Annotated in this window: 12 protein-coding genes; 5 read left to right on the top strand and 7 right to left on the bottom strand. The window is 58.5% G+C overall.

All coding sequences use genetic code 11. The features are described 5' to 3' along the window. Positions 1–141: 141 nt before the first annotated feature. From UTO39_RS14315 to UTO39_RS14300, 4 genes are all read right to left on the bottom strand, one after another. Positions 142–1,041, bottom strand: a complete 900-nt coding sequence (locus tag UTO39_RS14315) for a Dyp-type peroxidase (RefSeq protein WP_061097447.1) — start codon at positions 1,039–1,041, stop codon at positions 142–144. A 92-nt stretch (positions 1,042–1,133) separates the two neighbouring features. Next, positions 1,134–1,709 (bottom strand): RpoE-regulated lipoprotein, encoded by a 576-nt coding sequence (locus UTO39_RS14310; protein ID WP_151414085.1) that lies wholly within the window; start codon positions 1,707–1,709, stop codon positions 1,134–1,136. A gap of 63 nt (positions 1,710–1,772) precedes the next feature. Next, entirely contained in the window at positions 1,773–2,222 is a 450-nt protein-coding gene (locus tag UTO39_RS14305) for a DUF2919 domain-containing protein (RefSeq protein ID WP_266179659.1), read from the bottom strand. Then, positions 2,209–2,634 carry a GNAT family acetyltransferase gene (locus tag UTO39_RS14300; protein WP_003861292.1) on the bottom strand — a complete coding sequence of 142 codons (426 nt, stop codon included), beginning with the start codon at positions 2,632–2,634 and terminating at the stop codon, positions 2,209–2,211. Before UTO39_RS14300 ends, UTO39_RS14305 begins: the two co-directional genes overlap by 14 nt. A 212-nt stretch (positions 2,635–2,846) precedes the next feature. On the opposite strand from UTO39_RS14300, the gene amiA reads away from it, so the two are divergent. Together amiA and hemF are read left to right on the top strand one after the other, a co-directional pair. Then, positions 2,847–3,722 carry an N-acetylmuramoyl-L-alanine amidase AmiA gene (gene amiA / locus UTO39_RS14295; RefSeq protein ID WP_061097443.1) on the top strand — a complete coding sequence of 292 codons (876 nt, stop codon included), beginning with the start codon at positions 2,847–2,849 and terminating at the stop codon, positions 3,720–3,722. Continuing rightward, positions 3,722–4,621, top strand: coding sequence for an oxygen-dependent coproporphyrinogen oxidase (gene hemF / locus UTO39_RS14290; RefSeq protein WP_320727437.1), 900 nt, complete (start codon positions 3,722–3,724; stop codon positions 4,619–4,621). The genes amiA and hemF overlap by 1 nt, the downstream gene beginning before the upstream one ends. Before the next feature lie 50 nt (positions 4,622–4,671). Here hemF and maeB read toward each other — a convergent pair whose 3' ends face one another. Further along, complete coding sequence (gene maeB / locus UTO39_RS14285) at positions 4,672–6,951, bottom strand: NADP-dependent oxaloacetate-decarboxylating malate dehydrogenase (RefSeq protein ID WP_061097441.1); 2,280 nt, start codon at positions 6,949–6,951, stop codon at positions 4,672–4,674. Positions 6,952–7,240: 289 nt separating this feature from the next. Between maeB and tal the strand changes: the two genes are divergently transcribed. Beyond that, positions 7,241–8,191, top strand: coding sequence for a transaldolase (gene tal, locus UTO39_RS14280; protein ID WP_320727436.1), 951 nt, complete (start codon positions 7,241–7,243; stop codon positions 8,189–8,191). A gap of 19 nt (positions 8,192–8,210) precedes the next feature. Beyond that, positions 8,211–10,199 carry a transketolase gene (gene tkt, locus UTO39_RS14275; protein ID WP_320727435.1) on the top strand — a complete coding sequence of 663 codons (1,989 nt, stop codon included), beginning with the start codon at positions 8,211–8,213 and terminating at the stop codon, positions 10,197–10,199. Between the two features lie 78 nt (positions 10,200–10,277). Here the strand turns inward: tkt and UTO39_RS14270 are convergent, their stop codons facing one another. Together UTO39_RS14270 and nudK are read right to left on the bottom strand one after the other, a co-directional pair. Further along, positions 10,278–11,321, bottom strand: a complete 1,044-nt coding sequence (locus tag UTO39_RS14270) for a DUF1176 domain-containing protein (RefSeq protein WP_061097439.1) — start codon at positions 11,319–11,321, stop codon at positions 10,278–10,280. 109 nt (positions 11,322–11,430) lie between these two features. Then, a complete protein-coding gene (nudK, locus tag UTO39_RS14265) occupies positions 11,431–12,021 on the bottom strand; it encodes a GDP-mannose pyrophosphatase NudK (RefSeq protein WP_320727434.1) in 591 nt (196 codons plus the stop codon). A gap of 233 nt (positions 12,022–12,254) precedes the next feature. Here nudK and narQ point away from each other — a divergent pair, with 233 nt between their 5' ends. Then, on the top strand, positions 12,255–13,949 hold the full coding sequence (narQ, locus tag UTO39_RS14260) for a nitrate/nitrite two-component system sensor histidine kinase NarQ (protein ID WP_320727433.1): 1,695 nt from the start codon (positions 12,255–12,257) through the stop codon (positions 13,947–13,949). Positions 13,950–14,089: the final 140 nt, after the last annotated feature.

The following is a 14,089-nucleotide window of genomic DNA, read 5'->3' as shown; positions in this document are numbered from 1 at the left end:
TAGTCATAATATTTATAACGGGGATGAAAGGAGTAACGGTTTTATATACCGTTTGGTGATTTACAAGCAGAAAAGAGAATAAGGGGTGCGGCCTGACGCCCTCACCCCGGCCCTCTCCCACAGGGAGAGGGAGAAAGGCTATTACAGCGCCAGCAGACGCTCAACCGACGGCGCAAAGTAGTAGCCGCCGGTCACCGGTTTGGTGAAGCGCAGCATGGCGTCGCGCTTGCCGTCGGTGTCACCGAACATGCTCAGCAGCTGCTGCTCAATATTGTGCAGGCGCGCGCAGTAGGCGCAAAAGTAGAGGCCGTGCGTGCCGCTTGCCGTGCCGTACGGCAGGCTCTGACGAACAATCTTCAGCCCTTTACCGTCCTCTTTGAGGTCAACGCGGGACAGGTGAGAGGTCACCGGACGCTCATCGCCGTCAATCTCTTCGTTGGCTTCTTTAGTGCGGCCAATCATCATCTCCTGGTCATGCACGCTCATGCGGTTAAGCTGCTTGAGGTTGTGCTCCCAGCGCTGGACGAACACGTAGCTGCCGCCCGCGTCCACGCCGTCTTTGATGACCGCCACGTCGCGACGAACCTCTTCACCCGCCGGGTTTTCGGTGCCGTCAACGAAGCCGCTAAGATCGCGCTCTTCCACCCAGCGGAAGCCGTGAACCTCTTCCTGCACGTCGATGCTGTCGCCAAACGCTTCAACCGCCGCCTGTGCAACGGAGAAGTTCACGTCGTGGCGCAGGGAGAGGATGTGGATCAGCACGTCGTACTGGGTGGCTGGCGCAAGCCCTTTGCCGTAAGGGATAAAGTCCTTCAGCTCTTCCGCACCTTCGCCGCCGCTCAGCTGACGCCAGACGTTATTGCCGAAGGCAACAACGGCGCCCAGATGGGCGTCCGGGAATTTGGCCTGGAAGGTGGCCAGTTTATCAACGAAAACTTTGCTGGCCGCGCGCAGGGCATCCACGTCCCCTTTAACATTGGCTTCAATCCAAATCGCCGCGCGGCAATGTTCTGGCAAAATGCCACTCTGAACCTGAGACATCGCTCCTCCTGAAATAAAGATGCCACGTCAGCGTGGCATTGATGGCGGCTATTATACCCGGATTTCAGCTAGGCGGTTTGTTCAGGCGCAAATTACTGCTTCCAGACTATTTTGCTCACTTTCCAGCTCTTCAGCGTGTCGTCAGAGGGCATCAATCCTTCCGGACCGCTCCAGGTTCCGGTGAAGACATAGCTGATGTGCTGGCTGCCTTCCGCCTTACATTCCACCGCCACGCCATCGTCCGAAGGGGCGCTGCTGCAGTTGCCAAAGGCCTGTTTATAAAGGTCGCTAAACGGCGTACCCACTTTCACACCGCTCGCCGTCGGAATATCTTCATCCATCACGGCAATTCGGTTTACCGTGCCTTTGTCACCGTTGATCACCAGCGCCAGCTTGTCGCCCTTCAGCGCTTCAAAGTAACGCACAATGTTGCCATTCTCGGTTTTCATCCCGCTACGCAGGCGATAGTCACTGCTCAGGGCATCCTGAATAGCGTCCTGATCGAGCGCGGTCGACGCGGTAATTTTTCCTACGCCCTGCTCGGTCACTTCGGTGGAAGAGCCAAACCAGTTCCACGGATACGCGGCGGACCAGTTAATGGAAGAGAGCGTCGAACAGCCGGTTAACGCCAGCGGGAGAGCGCATAAAAGTAAACGCAGCGATTTCATTGAAACGTCCTTTCTAATTAAATCAACGCTTGTTGGAGTGCGGCATCGGCAAAAAGTGCCGCGCTAATCTGACTCTTGCGTAAAACAGGCGCGTAAGCGGGGATTCGTCAGCAGCCACAGCAGCGCCACGATATCCGCCACCACCAGCGCGATGCCGATACCCGAAAGCGGTTCACCCAACCACCAGAGCACGGGTTGCCAGAGCAGCAGCGCAATCTGGGCGAGGATCAGCAGCCAGCGAAGAGCACGCCACAGACGCGGGATTACATGCCGTCGACCGCTGCACAAAAAAGCCACCACCGCCGGTACGCCCGGCAATAAGCCGAGCCAGAAGGCATCGTGATCGGGATAAAAGAGATTCAGCAGCGTATCGCCCTGCCCGCGCGACGCGCCGGCCATCACAAACAGCACCCAGGTACGGGCCTGGAGCAGCAAAACGCACCAGAATAAAAACGGCAGCCTGACGCGGCCCTGCGCGTCATAGTCAGCCGGGTGGATCTCAGTACTCTTCATCTTCGATCAAACGCTTACCTAGCGTCAGCACGTCGGCGTGCTCGTAGCCCAGACGCTCATACATGCCCAGCACCACGTCGTTATCTTCCCGCACCATGATCTGGATTTTCGGGCAGCCGCGAGCGATGAGTTTCTTTTCAAGACGATTGAGCAGCGCGTTGGCGATGCCGCGCGCCCGGTATTCCGGGTGGACGCCCAGATAATAGGCCGAGCCGCGATGTCCGTCATAGCCGCCCATCACCGTACCGACAACCTCGCCGTTCACTTCCGCGACCAGAAACAGGCTAACGTCGTGATTCACCTTACGTTCGATATCCATTTCCGGATCGTTCCACGGACGCAGCAAATCGCAGCGCTCCCAAAGGGTGATCACCTCTTCGAAATCTTCCTGGCGAAAAACGCGTATCTCCATGGTATTAACCGCCTTTTCGGGTTTAAAAACAGTGATTATGGCGTGAACGGGGCGTTTAGCCAATAACCGGGGAAAATCTCGCCAAAATTTGGCATAATGTCACTTTGTCACGTATTGAAATGAAAAGTAAAACAATTCTCAATAAGGACTGTCGTAACGGGAAACACGATACGATATAACACCAGGACCCCATTTTTCAGTATTCAGGCCGCATGAGCACATTCAAACCATTAAAAGCACTCACATCGCGTCGTCAGGTTCTCAAAGCGGGGCTGGCGGCCTTAACGTTAACGGGCATCGCTAAGCAGGCTCAGGCAAAAGAAGAGAGCACGCTCAAAACCAGTAACGGACACAGTAAGCCGAAAACCAAAAAGCCGGGCGCAAAGCGTCTGGTGATGCTCGATCCGGGCCACGGCGGTATTGATACCGGCGCCATCGGCAGAAACGGGTCGAAAGAGAAACACGTCGTGCTGGCGATTGCAAAAAATGTGCGATCGATTTTACGCAGCAACGGCATTGACGCCCGCCTGACGCGCACGGGCGACACGTTCATTCCGCTGTACGACCGCGTCGAGATCGCCCATAAGCACGGCGCAGATCTGTTTATGTCGATCCACGCGGACGGTTTTACCAACCCGTCAGCCGCAGGCGCGTCGGTGTTTGCCCTCTCCAACCGCGGTGCCAGTAGCGCGATGGCGAAATACCTTTCCGATCGCGAAAACCGGGCGGATGAAGTGGCCGGTAAGAAAGCTACGGATAAAGATCATCTGTTGCAGCAGGTGCTGTTCGATCTCGTGCAAACGGACACCATCAAAAACAGCCTGACGCTCGGCTCGCATATCCTCAAGCGGATTAAGCCGGTGCACCGTCTGCACAGTAAAAGCACGGAACAGGCGGCGTTTGTGGTGCTGAAGTCGCCGTCAATCCCGTCCGTGCTGGTGGAAACGTCCTTTATTACCAACCCGGAAGAAGAGCGGCTGCTCGGCACCACGGCGTTTCGCCAGAAGATCGCCAACGCCATCGCCTCCGGCATTATCAGCTACTTCAACTGGTTCGATAACCAAAAAGCGCACTCCAGGAAACGTTGATGAAACCCAATGCACATCTGGTCAAAACGTTCCTGCTGCAGCTGCAGGATGAGATTTGCCGGAAACTGGCCGCCGCAGACGGCGGTGAATTTCAGGAAGATAGCTGGCAGCGCGAAGCCGGCGGCGGCGGGCGCAGCCGGGTGCTGCGAAACGGCGGCATTTTTGAACAGGCGGGCGTGAATTTTTCCCACGTTCACGGCGACGCCATGCCCGCGTCTGCGACCGCGCACCGCCCGGAGCTGGCTGGCCGCAGCTTTGAAGCGATGGGCGTCTCGCTGGTGATCCACCCGCACAACCCGTTCGTGCCGACCAGCCACGCCAACGTGCGTTTTTTCATTGCAGAAAAACCGGGGGCCGATCCGGTCTGGTGGTTTGGCGGCGGTTTCGACCTCACGCCCTACTACGGTTTTGAAGAAGACGCCGTACACTGGCACACCACCGCGCGCGACCTTTGTCTGCCGTTTGGCGAGGACGTCTACCCGAAATTTAAAAAGTGGTGCGACGACTACTTTTACCTGAAGCACCGCGACGAGCAGCGCGGCATCGGCGGGCTGTTCTTTGACGATCTCAACGCGCCGGATTTTGACACCGCGTTCAGCTTTATGCGCGCGGTTGGCGAAGGCTTTACCGATGCCTATATGCCAATCGTCGAACGCCGTAAAAACACTGACTATGGCGTGCGCGAGCGTGAGTTCCAGCTTTATCGTCGCGGGCGGTACGTGGAGTTCAACCTGGTGTGGGATCGCGGGACGCTGTTCGGGCTGCAGACCGGCGGACGCACGGAGTCGATTCTGATGTCGATGCCGCCGCTGGTGCGCTGGGAGTACTGCTACGAGCCAAAAGAAGGCAGCCCGGAGGCTGCCTTGAAAGCGTTTATTCAGGTTCGGGACTGGGTGTAATCATACCCCTCTCCCCTTTGGGGAGAGGGGTATGGTGAGGGGTAAGGAAGTTAAAGCGGCTGCGTCTGCGCCTCAACCACCGCCAGCGCCACCATGTTCACGATGCGGCGCACGGAGGCAATCGGCGTCAACACGTGCACCGGCTTCGCCACGCCCATCAGCACCGGTCCTACGGTCACACCTTCAGAGCTGGAGACGCGCAGCAGGTTGTAGCTGATACGCGCCGCTTCCACGTTCGGCATAATCAGTATGTTCGCCGATCCCTTCAGCGGGCTGTCCGGCATACGTTCGTTGCGGATGCTCTCCACCAGCGCGGCATCACCGTGCATTTCCCCGTCAATCATCAGCTCCGGCGCACGCTCGCGCACCAGCTCCAGCGTCTGGCGCATTTTGCAGGCCGCCGCGGATTTAGACGAACCAAAGTTAGAGTGCGACAGCAGCGCCACCTTCGGCTCAATGCCAAAGCGACGCACGGTTTCGGCCGCCATCACGGTGATTTCCGCCAGCTCCTCCGGGGTCGGGTCGTCGTTCACGTAGGTATCCGCAATAAAGGTGTTGCCGCTCGGCAGCAGCAGCGCGTTCATCGCTCCGGCGGTATGGACGCCGTCGCGATAGCCGAAGATCTCCTGCACCACGCTAAAGTGCTCGTGATAATCGCCGATGGTGCCGCAGATCAGCGCATCCGCCTCGCCGCGATGGACCATGATCGCGCCGATGACCGTGGTATTGCTGATCACCGCCCGCTGCGCCTGCTCCTGGGTGATCCCGCGACGCTTCATGATCGCGTAGTATTCGTTCCAGTACTCCTTAAAGCGCGGATCGGATTCGTTGTTAACGATCTCAAAGTCGACGCCCGGCTTGATCTGCAGGCCCAGCTTCTGAATGCGCATCTCGATCACGCTCGGGCGACCGATCAGGATCGGCTTCGCCAGCCCTAAGGTGATCAGCTCCTGCGTGGCGTGCAGCACGCGCGCCTCTTCCCCTTCCGCCAGCACCACGCGCTTCGCGTCTGCGCGGGCCTGAGAGAAGATCGGCTTCATAAACAGGTTGGTTTTGTAGACAAACTCGGTGAGCTTATCGACGTACGCGTCGAAATCCTGAATCGGACGCGTTGCCACGCCGGAGTCCATCGCCGCTTTGGCGACGGCTGGCGCAATTTTGACAATCAGACGCGGGTCGAACGGTTTTGGAATGATGTAGTCCGGGCCAAAGCTCAGGTCCTGATCCCCGTACGCGGAGGCGACAACCTCGCTCTGCTCGGCGTGCGCCAGCTCGGCGATGGCGTGAACGGCGGCCAGCTTCATCTCTTCGTTGATCGCCGTTGCGCCAACGTCCAGCGCGCCGCGGAAGATGAACGGGAAGCAGAGCACGTTGTTCACCTGGTTCGGGTAGTCCGAACGGCCGGTACAGATAATGGCGTCTTCACGCACCGCTTTCGCCAGCGGCGGCAGAATTTCCGGCTCCGGGTTCGCCAGCGCCAGAATCATTGGCGCCCGCGCCATTTTCTGCACCATCTCCTGGGTTAGCACTTTCGGGCCTGAACAGCCGAGGAAGATATCCGCGCCGTCAATCACGTCCTCAAGCGTGCGCTTGCCGTCATCTTCCACCGCATACGCCGCCTTGGTTTCCGCCATGTTCGGCTCGCGGTCTTTGTAGATAACGCCCTTAGAGTCGCAGACCACGATATTGTGTTTCTGCATCCCCAGCGCCACCAGCAGGTTCATACAGGCGATGGCCGCCGCGCCCGCGCCGGAGACCACCATACGCACGTCGGAGAGGTTTTTCTCCACCACGCGCAGGCCGTTCAGAATGGCGGCGGTGCTGATAATCGCCGTCCCGTGCTGGTCGTCATGGAACACGGGAATGTTCATACGCTCGCGCAGCTTTTGCTCGATATAGAAACATTCCGGCGCTTTGATGTCTTCCAGGTTGATCCCGCCGAAGGTCGGCTCCAGCGCGGCAACCACGTTGATGAACTTATCGGGATCGAGTTCGTCCACTTCGATATCGAACACGTCGATACCGGCGAATTTCTTAAACAGTACGCCCTTCCCTTCCATCACCGGTTTACCGGCCAGAGCGCCAATGTTGCCCAGGCCCAGCACCGCCGTACCGTTAGAGATAACGGCGACAAGGTTGCCGCGCGCGGTGTATTTGTAGGCCGCCAGCGGGTCTTTTTCGATTTCCAGACACGGCGCCGCTACGCCCGGCGAGTAGGCCAGCGCCAGATCGCGCTGCGTCGCCAGCGGCTTGGTTGGAGAGACCTGAATTTTACCGGGGACTGGGAACTCGTGAAAATCGAGGGCACTCTGTTTCAACTGCTCATCCATCTTATTTTTCCTTTCACGTATCGATCAAAAGGGTGACGTAAGCGATCCTGATGCACACCCTGGTGTGCCGCCTAGTATCGCCTCAGGACAGCGCATAAACTTTGAAGGCTGCCAAACTCTCACCATCACACATTAAAAATTGTTATCAATTTATAACAGCCATGTTACCCGTCTCAAAAGCAATGCCTGCCCCGTCTGCTATGCTTTTTTGTTAAGTCCATCATGATTTTCTCAGAAGTGTGAACTAACGCACTCATCTAACTCTTTTATTTCCAAGGAGTAATTATTTATGAACCAGCTAGACGGCATCAAACAATTCACCACCGTGGTTGCAGACAGCGGCGATATCGAGTCGATTCGCCACTATCAGCCGGAGGACGCGACCACCAACCCTTCGCTGCTTCTGAAAGCGGCGGGGCTTGCCCACTTTAGCCATCTGCTTGATGACGCGATTGCCTACGGTAAACAGCGCGGGAAAACGCAGGAGCAGCAGGTTGCTGAAGCCAGCGACAAGCTGGCGGTTAATTTTGGTGCGGAAATTCTGAAAAGCATTCCGGGGCGCGTGTCGACCGAAGTGGACGCCCGCCTCTCATTCGACCAGGAAAAGAGTATTAACAAAGCGCGCCGCCTGGTGGAGCTCTACCAGGAGCAGGGGATCGATAAGTCGCGCATTCTGATCAAGCTCGCGTCCACATGGGAAGGCATCCGCGCGGCAGAGGTGCTGGAAAAAGAGGGGATCCACTGCAACCTGACGCTGCTGTTCTCGTTTGCCCAGGCGCGCGCCTGTGCCGAAGCGGGCGTGTTCCTGATCTCGCCGTTTGTCGGGCGCATCTACGACTGGTATCAGGCGAAACAGCCGATGGACCCGTACGTGGTAGAGGAAGACCCTGGCGTGAAGTCGGTGCGTAATATCTACGATTATTACAAGCAGCACCGCTACGAGACCATCGTGATGGGCGCCAGCTTCCGCCGCACCGAGCAGATCCTGGCGCTCGCGGGGTGCGACCGTCTGACCATCTCCCCTGACCTGCTGAAAAAGCTGCAGGAGAGCGACGAAACGGTGATCCGCAAGCTGGTGCCGACCTCTACCGTACTGCCAAAACCGAAAGCCATGACCGAAGCGGAGTTCCGCTGGGAGCACAATCAGGACCCTATGGCCGTGGAAAAACTCGCTGACGGCATCCGCCAGTTCGCCGTCGACCAGCGCAAACTTGAAGATCTTCTCGCCGCCAAACTTTAACCTTGCCACGGAGTGAACTATGTCCCGTAAAGAGCTCGCCAACGCCATTCGCGCCCTCAGCATGGATGCCGTACAAAAAGCCAATTCCGGCCACCCTGGCGCCCCAATGGGGATGGCCGATATTGCCGAAGTGCTGTGGAACGACTTCCTGAAGCACAACCCCACTGACCCGACCTGGTACGACCGCGACCGTTTTATTCTCTCTAACGGCCACGCCTCGATGCTGCTCTACAGCCTGCTGCACCTTTCCGGCTACGATCTGCCGCTTGAGGAGCTAAAAAACTTCCGCCAGCTGCACTCCAAAACGCCGGGCCACCCGGAAATCGGCTATACCCCGGGCGTGGAAACCACTACCGGGCCGCTGGGCCAGGGGCTGGCGAATGCGGTCGGGCTGGCGATTGCCGAGCGCACGCTGGCCGCACAGTTTAACCAGCCGGACCACGAGATTATCGACCACTATACGTATGTCTTTATGGGTGACGGCTGCCTGATGGAGGGGATCTCCCACGAGGTTTGCTCGCTGGCGGGGACGCTGGGGCTCGGCAAGCTGATTGGCTTCTACGACCACAACGGCATCTCCATCGATGGGGAAACCGAGGGCTGGTTTACCGACGACACGGCAAAACGCTTTGAGGCCTACCACTGGCACGTGGTGCACGAGATCGACGGCCACGATCCTGAGGCGGTGAAAAAAGCGATTCAGGAAGCGCAGAGCGTGAAGGACAAACCGTCCCTGATTATCTGCCGCACCACCATTGGCTTCGGCTCGCCGAACAAAGCGGGCAAAGAAGAGGCGCACGGCGCGGCGCTGGGCGAAGAGGAAGTGGCGTTAACCCGCCAGAAGCTGGGCTGGAAATACCCGCCGTTTGAGATCCCGAAAGAGATCTACAGAGCTTGGGATGCGCGCGAAGCGGGTGAAAAAGCGCAGCAGGCGTGGAACGAAAAATTTGTCGCCTACAAAAAAGCGCACCCGGAGCTGGCCGCCGAGTTTTCCCGCCGCATGAGCGGCGGCCTGCCGGAGGACTGGGACGATAAAACCCAGGCGCTGATTGAAAATCTGCAGTCCAACCCGGCGAAAATCGCTACCCGTAAGGCGTCGCAAAATACCCTCAACGCCATCGGCCCGATCCTGCCTGAGCTGCTCGGCGGCTCGGCGGATCTGGCGCCAAGCAACCTGACCATCTGGTCCGGCTCTAAATCCCTGAAGGAAGACATTGCCGGGAACTACATTCACTACGGCGTGCGCGAGTTCGGAATGACCGCGATTGCCAACGGCATCGCCCATCACGGCGGCTTCGTGCCCTATACCGCCACCTTCCTGATGTTCGTCGAGTACGCCCGAAACGCGGCGCGTATGGCGGCGCTGATGAAGGCCCGGCAGATCATGGTTTACACCCACGACTCCATCGGGCTGGGTGAGGACGGGCCAACGCACCAGGCGGTGGAGCAGCTGGCGAGCCTGCGCTTAACGCCAAACTTCAGCACCTGGCGTCCGTGCGACCAGGTGGAAGCGGCGGTGGGCTGGAAGCTGGCGGTTGAGCGCCACAGCGGACCCACGGCGCTGATCCTGTCGCGCCAGAACCTGACGCAGATTGAGCGCACGCCGGAACAGGTAAAAAACATCGCTCGCGGCGGGTACATCCTGAAAGACAGCGGCGGCAAGCCGGACGTGATCCTGATTGCCACCGGCTCTGAGGTGGAAATTACGGTAAAAGCGGCGGAGAAACTGACCGCCGAAGGCCACGCGGTGCGCGTGGTATCCCTGCCTTCAACGGATATTTTTGACGCTCAGGATGAGGCGTATCGGGAATCGGTGCTGCCTTCCAGCGTTGCGGCGCGCGTGGCGGTGGAAGCGGGCATTGCCGACTACTGGTATAAGTACGTAGGGCTGAAAGGGGCGATTGTTGGCATGCGGGGTTACGGTGAATCGGCCCCTGCCGACAAGCTGTTCCCGTACTTCGGCTTTACCGTTGAGAACGTGGTGGAGAAGGCGCTGAGCGTGCTGTAGTGCGGTCTTCGTGCCCGGTGGCGGCTTCGCCTTACCGGGCCTACGGTTCGAGGTGTTGTAAGCCGCCACCCGGTAAAACTACCGCGTGATCCACAGCGTGGGCCAGGCGTCTGGCCCATTCCAGCTATCGCAGCTTGGCTCTTCCGCATAGCGCACCAGGCGGAAGCGCTGGCCGTCAAAACGCCAGCGCGTCTGGATCCCACAGTCTCCAATCCCGCGTCCCAGCGCCAGCGTCGTCAGCTCGCGCGTTTTTTCATCGAAGCGGGCGTTCATCAGCTCCATGTCGCTGCTCTGGCTGGAGGGGGTAAACGGCAAACGTAACCTGACGCTGCGGGCGGCGAACGGTTTTTTACGTGATACCTGCCACGCCAGATCGACCGTGTTATAGGCCCCCGCTTCACAGCTGACGATCAACAGCGCTTTGTCATCGGTTAATGCAGTGACGCGTACTTCACGGCGGTTAGGATCCAGCGAGCACTGGCTGTTGTTCATCCGCCAGGTCCCATAGTCCAGCAGATCGTTCAGCTCGCTATGCGTCAGCGGCGTCGGCGTCGGGTTTACCACGGCCACCTTTTTTAATGCTGGTGCAGGAGGCACGCTCAGCGGCGGGCTATCCCCTTTTTTAATCCACGCCGTTTCGCTGCCAACGCGCTTCTGCTGGGCGTCGATGAACAGCAGCGCCGCCTTCAGGCCGACCAGCGAGATCGTCTGCTTCCCCCCGCGCAGGGTCAGCGCCTGCCCTTCCTGAATGGTTTTCAGAAACGTGGTGATGGTACCCGTATCGTCAGTTTTGAGATGCCAGGGGGTTAACTGCCAGTGCTGCGAATTGAGCTTTAACGGAACGTTATCGAGCAGCAGGCGCGGGGCAATATCAGGCTCTTTAACCGGCGGGGCCGAAAGCCCGCCGAGATCGATGCGCAGGCTGGCGTCCGTTTTCGCCCCTGCGCTACGGCTCAGCGTCATGACCAGACCGCGATGCTCGCCGGTATTCCGGGCAACACAAAAATTTTGGTTATTGCAGGTAACCTGCCAGTCTGAAAAAGACTGCTGCGCAGGCGCAGCCCACACCAGAGGCGCGGGTAGCACGCAGAAAAAGAAGAGAAGCAAAACGCAGTAGCGCATGAATGGCACAGCCCCGGAAACGAAAAGGTCAATCTGGGGCGTATCTTCGTGCCCAGGGCGGGCGGGCTCAATCGGATTTATCGGATAGATTTATCTGAAATGCAGGTTATCACGGCATCGTTTTGAGGTTCATTAAGCCGCTGGTTTGCAAATACTGCAACAGGATCACCGCTTTACCGTCGCGGATCTCGCCGCTTTTCACCATCTCAACGGCCTGGGTGAAAGGCATTTCCAGCACTTCAATGTCCTCATCCTCCACGCCGCCGCCGCGATGCGTGCGCTGGGCATCGGTGTATTCCGCAATGAAGAAATGAACCAGCTCGGTCACCCCGCCTGGGGACATGAAAAGCTCAAAGACTTTTTGCACCTCGCCCACTTCAAAACCGGTCTCCTCAACGGCCTCCTTGCGGATGCAGACTTCCGGCTCATCGTCATCAAGCAGGCCGGCGCAGGTTTCAATCAGACGCCCGTCCGCGTTGCCGTTGACCCAGGTCGCGACCCGAAACTGGCGAATCAGCACCACGCTCTGCTTTTCACGGTTATACAGCAGAATGGTTGCGCCATTGCCCCGGTCGTAGACTTCGCGTTTGTGGCGAATCACGTCACCGTTCTTACGGGTTAAATCGTAAGTGATGTTACGCAGAACAAAGTAATTTTCAGAAAGGATTTTGTCTTTGATAACGGTAATGTTCAGGGACATACGGGCTCCACGGCTAAATGAGTCCGTTTATACTACCCCGTGAAGCCTGCTTTGTCGTCCGTCGGCTCAGGCAGCGCGTCTCTTCTCGCCAGATTTCAGGTTAATGCCCACAGGCCTTAACCCGATAACCTTATCTTTAGTATGAATAAGCTATTTGCTCGCTACCGCGTTATCAGGCAATGTACAACTGCCCGTGACCTGTGGCTGAGCCATTTTATGCAGAGATCCGTTCCGTGACCGTTAAACGCCCCGTTTCCGGAAGCCTTGCCTGGGCTTTCTTTTCGATTATTGCCCTGTCCGTGCTGACCAGCACCGTCGCCCTGCTGACGCTTGGGAGCAGCCAGCGTGACGCCGAAGCTATCAACATTGCGGGTTCGCTGCGCATGCAGAGCTACCGCCTCGGCTACGAGATGCAGCGCAACAGCCCCTCTCTGATGGCACATCGCGAGAACTGGCAGCGAACGCTAAGCGCGCCTTCTTTGGAGAAGCTGAACCGCTGGTACGTCCCGGACAACGTCAAGGCGCGCTATCAGCAGCTGCATGTGGCCTGGCTGGACATGGACAAGCACATCGCCCGCGGCGACAGCGCATGGTATGACGCTCACATTGAGGATTTTGTCGGCCGCATTGATGCCTTTGTGCTCGCCCTCCAGCACTACACCGAAAATAAAATCCAGACGGTGACCCTCCTCTCTCTGGCTGGCGCGCTCGGTATCCTGCTCCTGACGCTGTTTACCCTGCGGCGCATTCGCCGCCAGGTGGTGTTGCCGCTGAACAACCTGGTGGCCGCCAGCGAACGGATTGAGCGAGGTGAATTTACCACCCCGGCGCCGGACACCGCGCTCCCCAACGAGCTGGGCCAGCTCTCCCGCGCCTTCAACCATATGTCGGGCGAGCTACATACGCTCTATCGGTCGCTCGAAGCCTCCGTCGCGGAAAAGACGCGGCATTTACACGAAGCCCACCAGCAGCTCGACATGCTGTTCAAATGCTCCCAGGCGCTCAATACCGGGCAGATAGACAGCCTGTGCTTCCGGCATATCTTGCAGATTGTGCATGAATACACGCAGATGAATTACCTGGAGCTACGCACCAGCGACGACTGGCGGCTGTTTGAAGGAACGGAGGTGAGCGGCATTTCCCTGCAAACCCTGCCGGTGCTGATGCAGGACACCCTCTACGGCGAGCTGCGCTGGCAAAGCGAGACGGGCAGCGTTCCGCTTCCGCTGATGAGAAGCGTGGCGACCATGCTCGGACGCGGGCTGTACTTTAACCAGGCGCAGAAGCATTACCAGCAGCTGCTGCTGATGGAGGAGCGCGCCACCATCGCCCGCGAGCTGCACGATTCGCTGGCGCAGGTGCTTTCCTATCTGCGGATCCAGCTCACGCTGCTTAAGCACGCCGTGCCGGCGGAAAATGCCCCCGCGCAGACCATCATCACCGACTTTTCCCGCGAGCTGAACAACGCCTGGCAGCAGCTGCGCGAGCTGCTGACCACCTTCCGCCTGACGCTAAACCATGCGAATTTACCCGCGGCGCTGCAGGAGTCTCTCGATGCCCTGCAGAGCCAGACGCAGGCGAAGCTGCACCTCGACTGCCGCCTCTCCTCCCTGGCGCTTGACGCGCAGAAGCAGGTGCATTTGCTGCAGATCGTGCGGGAGGCCGTCCTGAATGCGATTAAGCACGCGCAGGCCAGCGAGATCGCCGTCAGCTGCGTGACCGCCGTGGACGGCACGCACAGCGTCAGCATTCGCGACAACGGCATCGGGATTGGCGAGGCCAGCGAGCCGCCGGGACACTACGGGCTGAACATTATGCGAGAACGCGCGCAGCGGCTCGGCGGAGTGCTGCACTTCTCGCAGCCGCAAAACGGCGGCACGCAGGTCAGCGTGACGTTCCCCGCCCCCGCGCCGTTAACAGGTAAATAACGGTAAAGGGGGAAGCGCTGGGAAAAGCGCATGATAATTTACATTATCTCCTTTATTTCTCCACGTTTGGCCTGGGCCTTACCGCTAAAGTGATGCGGGCAATAAACAATAATGACGTGCAGCAAAACGAGGTCACACTT

It is taken from the genome of Enterobacter sp. 118C5 (genome assembly GCF_034107645.1).
GTDB lineage: Bacteria > Pseudomonadota > Gammaproteobacteria > Enterobacterales > Enterobacteriaceae > Enterobacter > Enterobacter nematophilus.
This window is presented reverse-complemented; position numbering and strand designations above follow the sequence as displayed.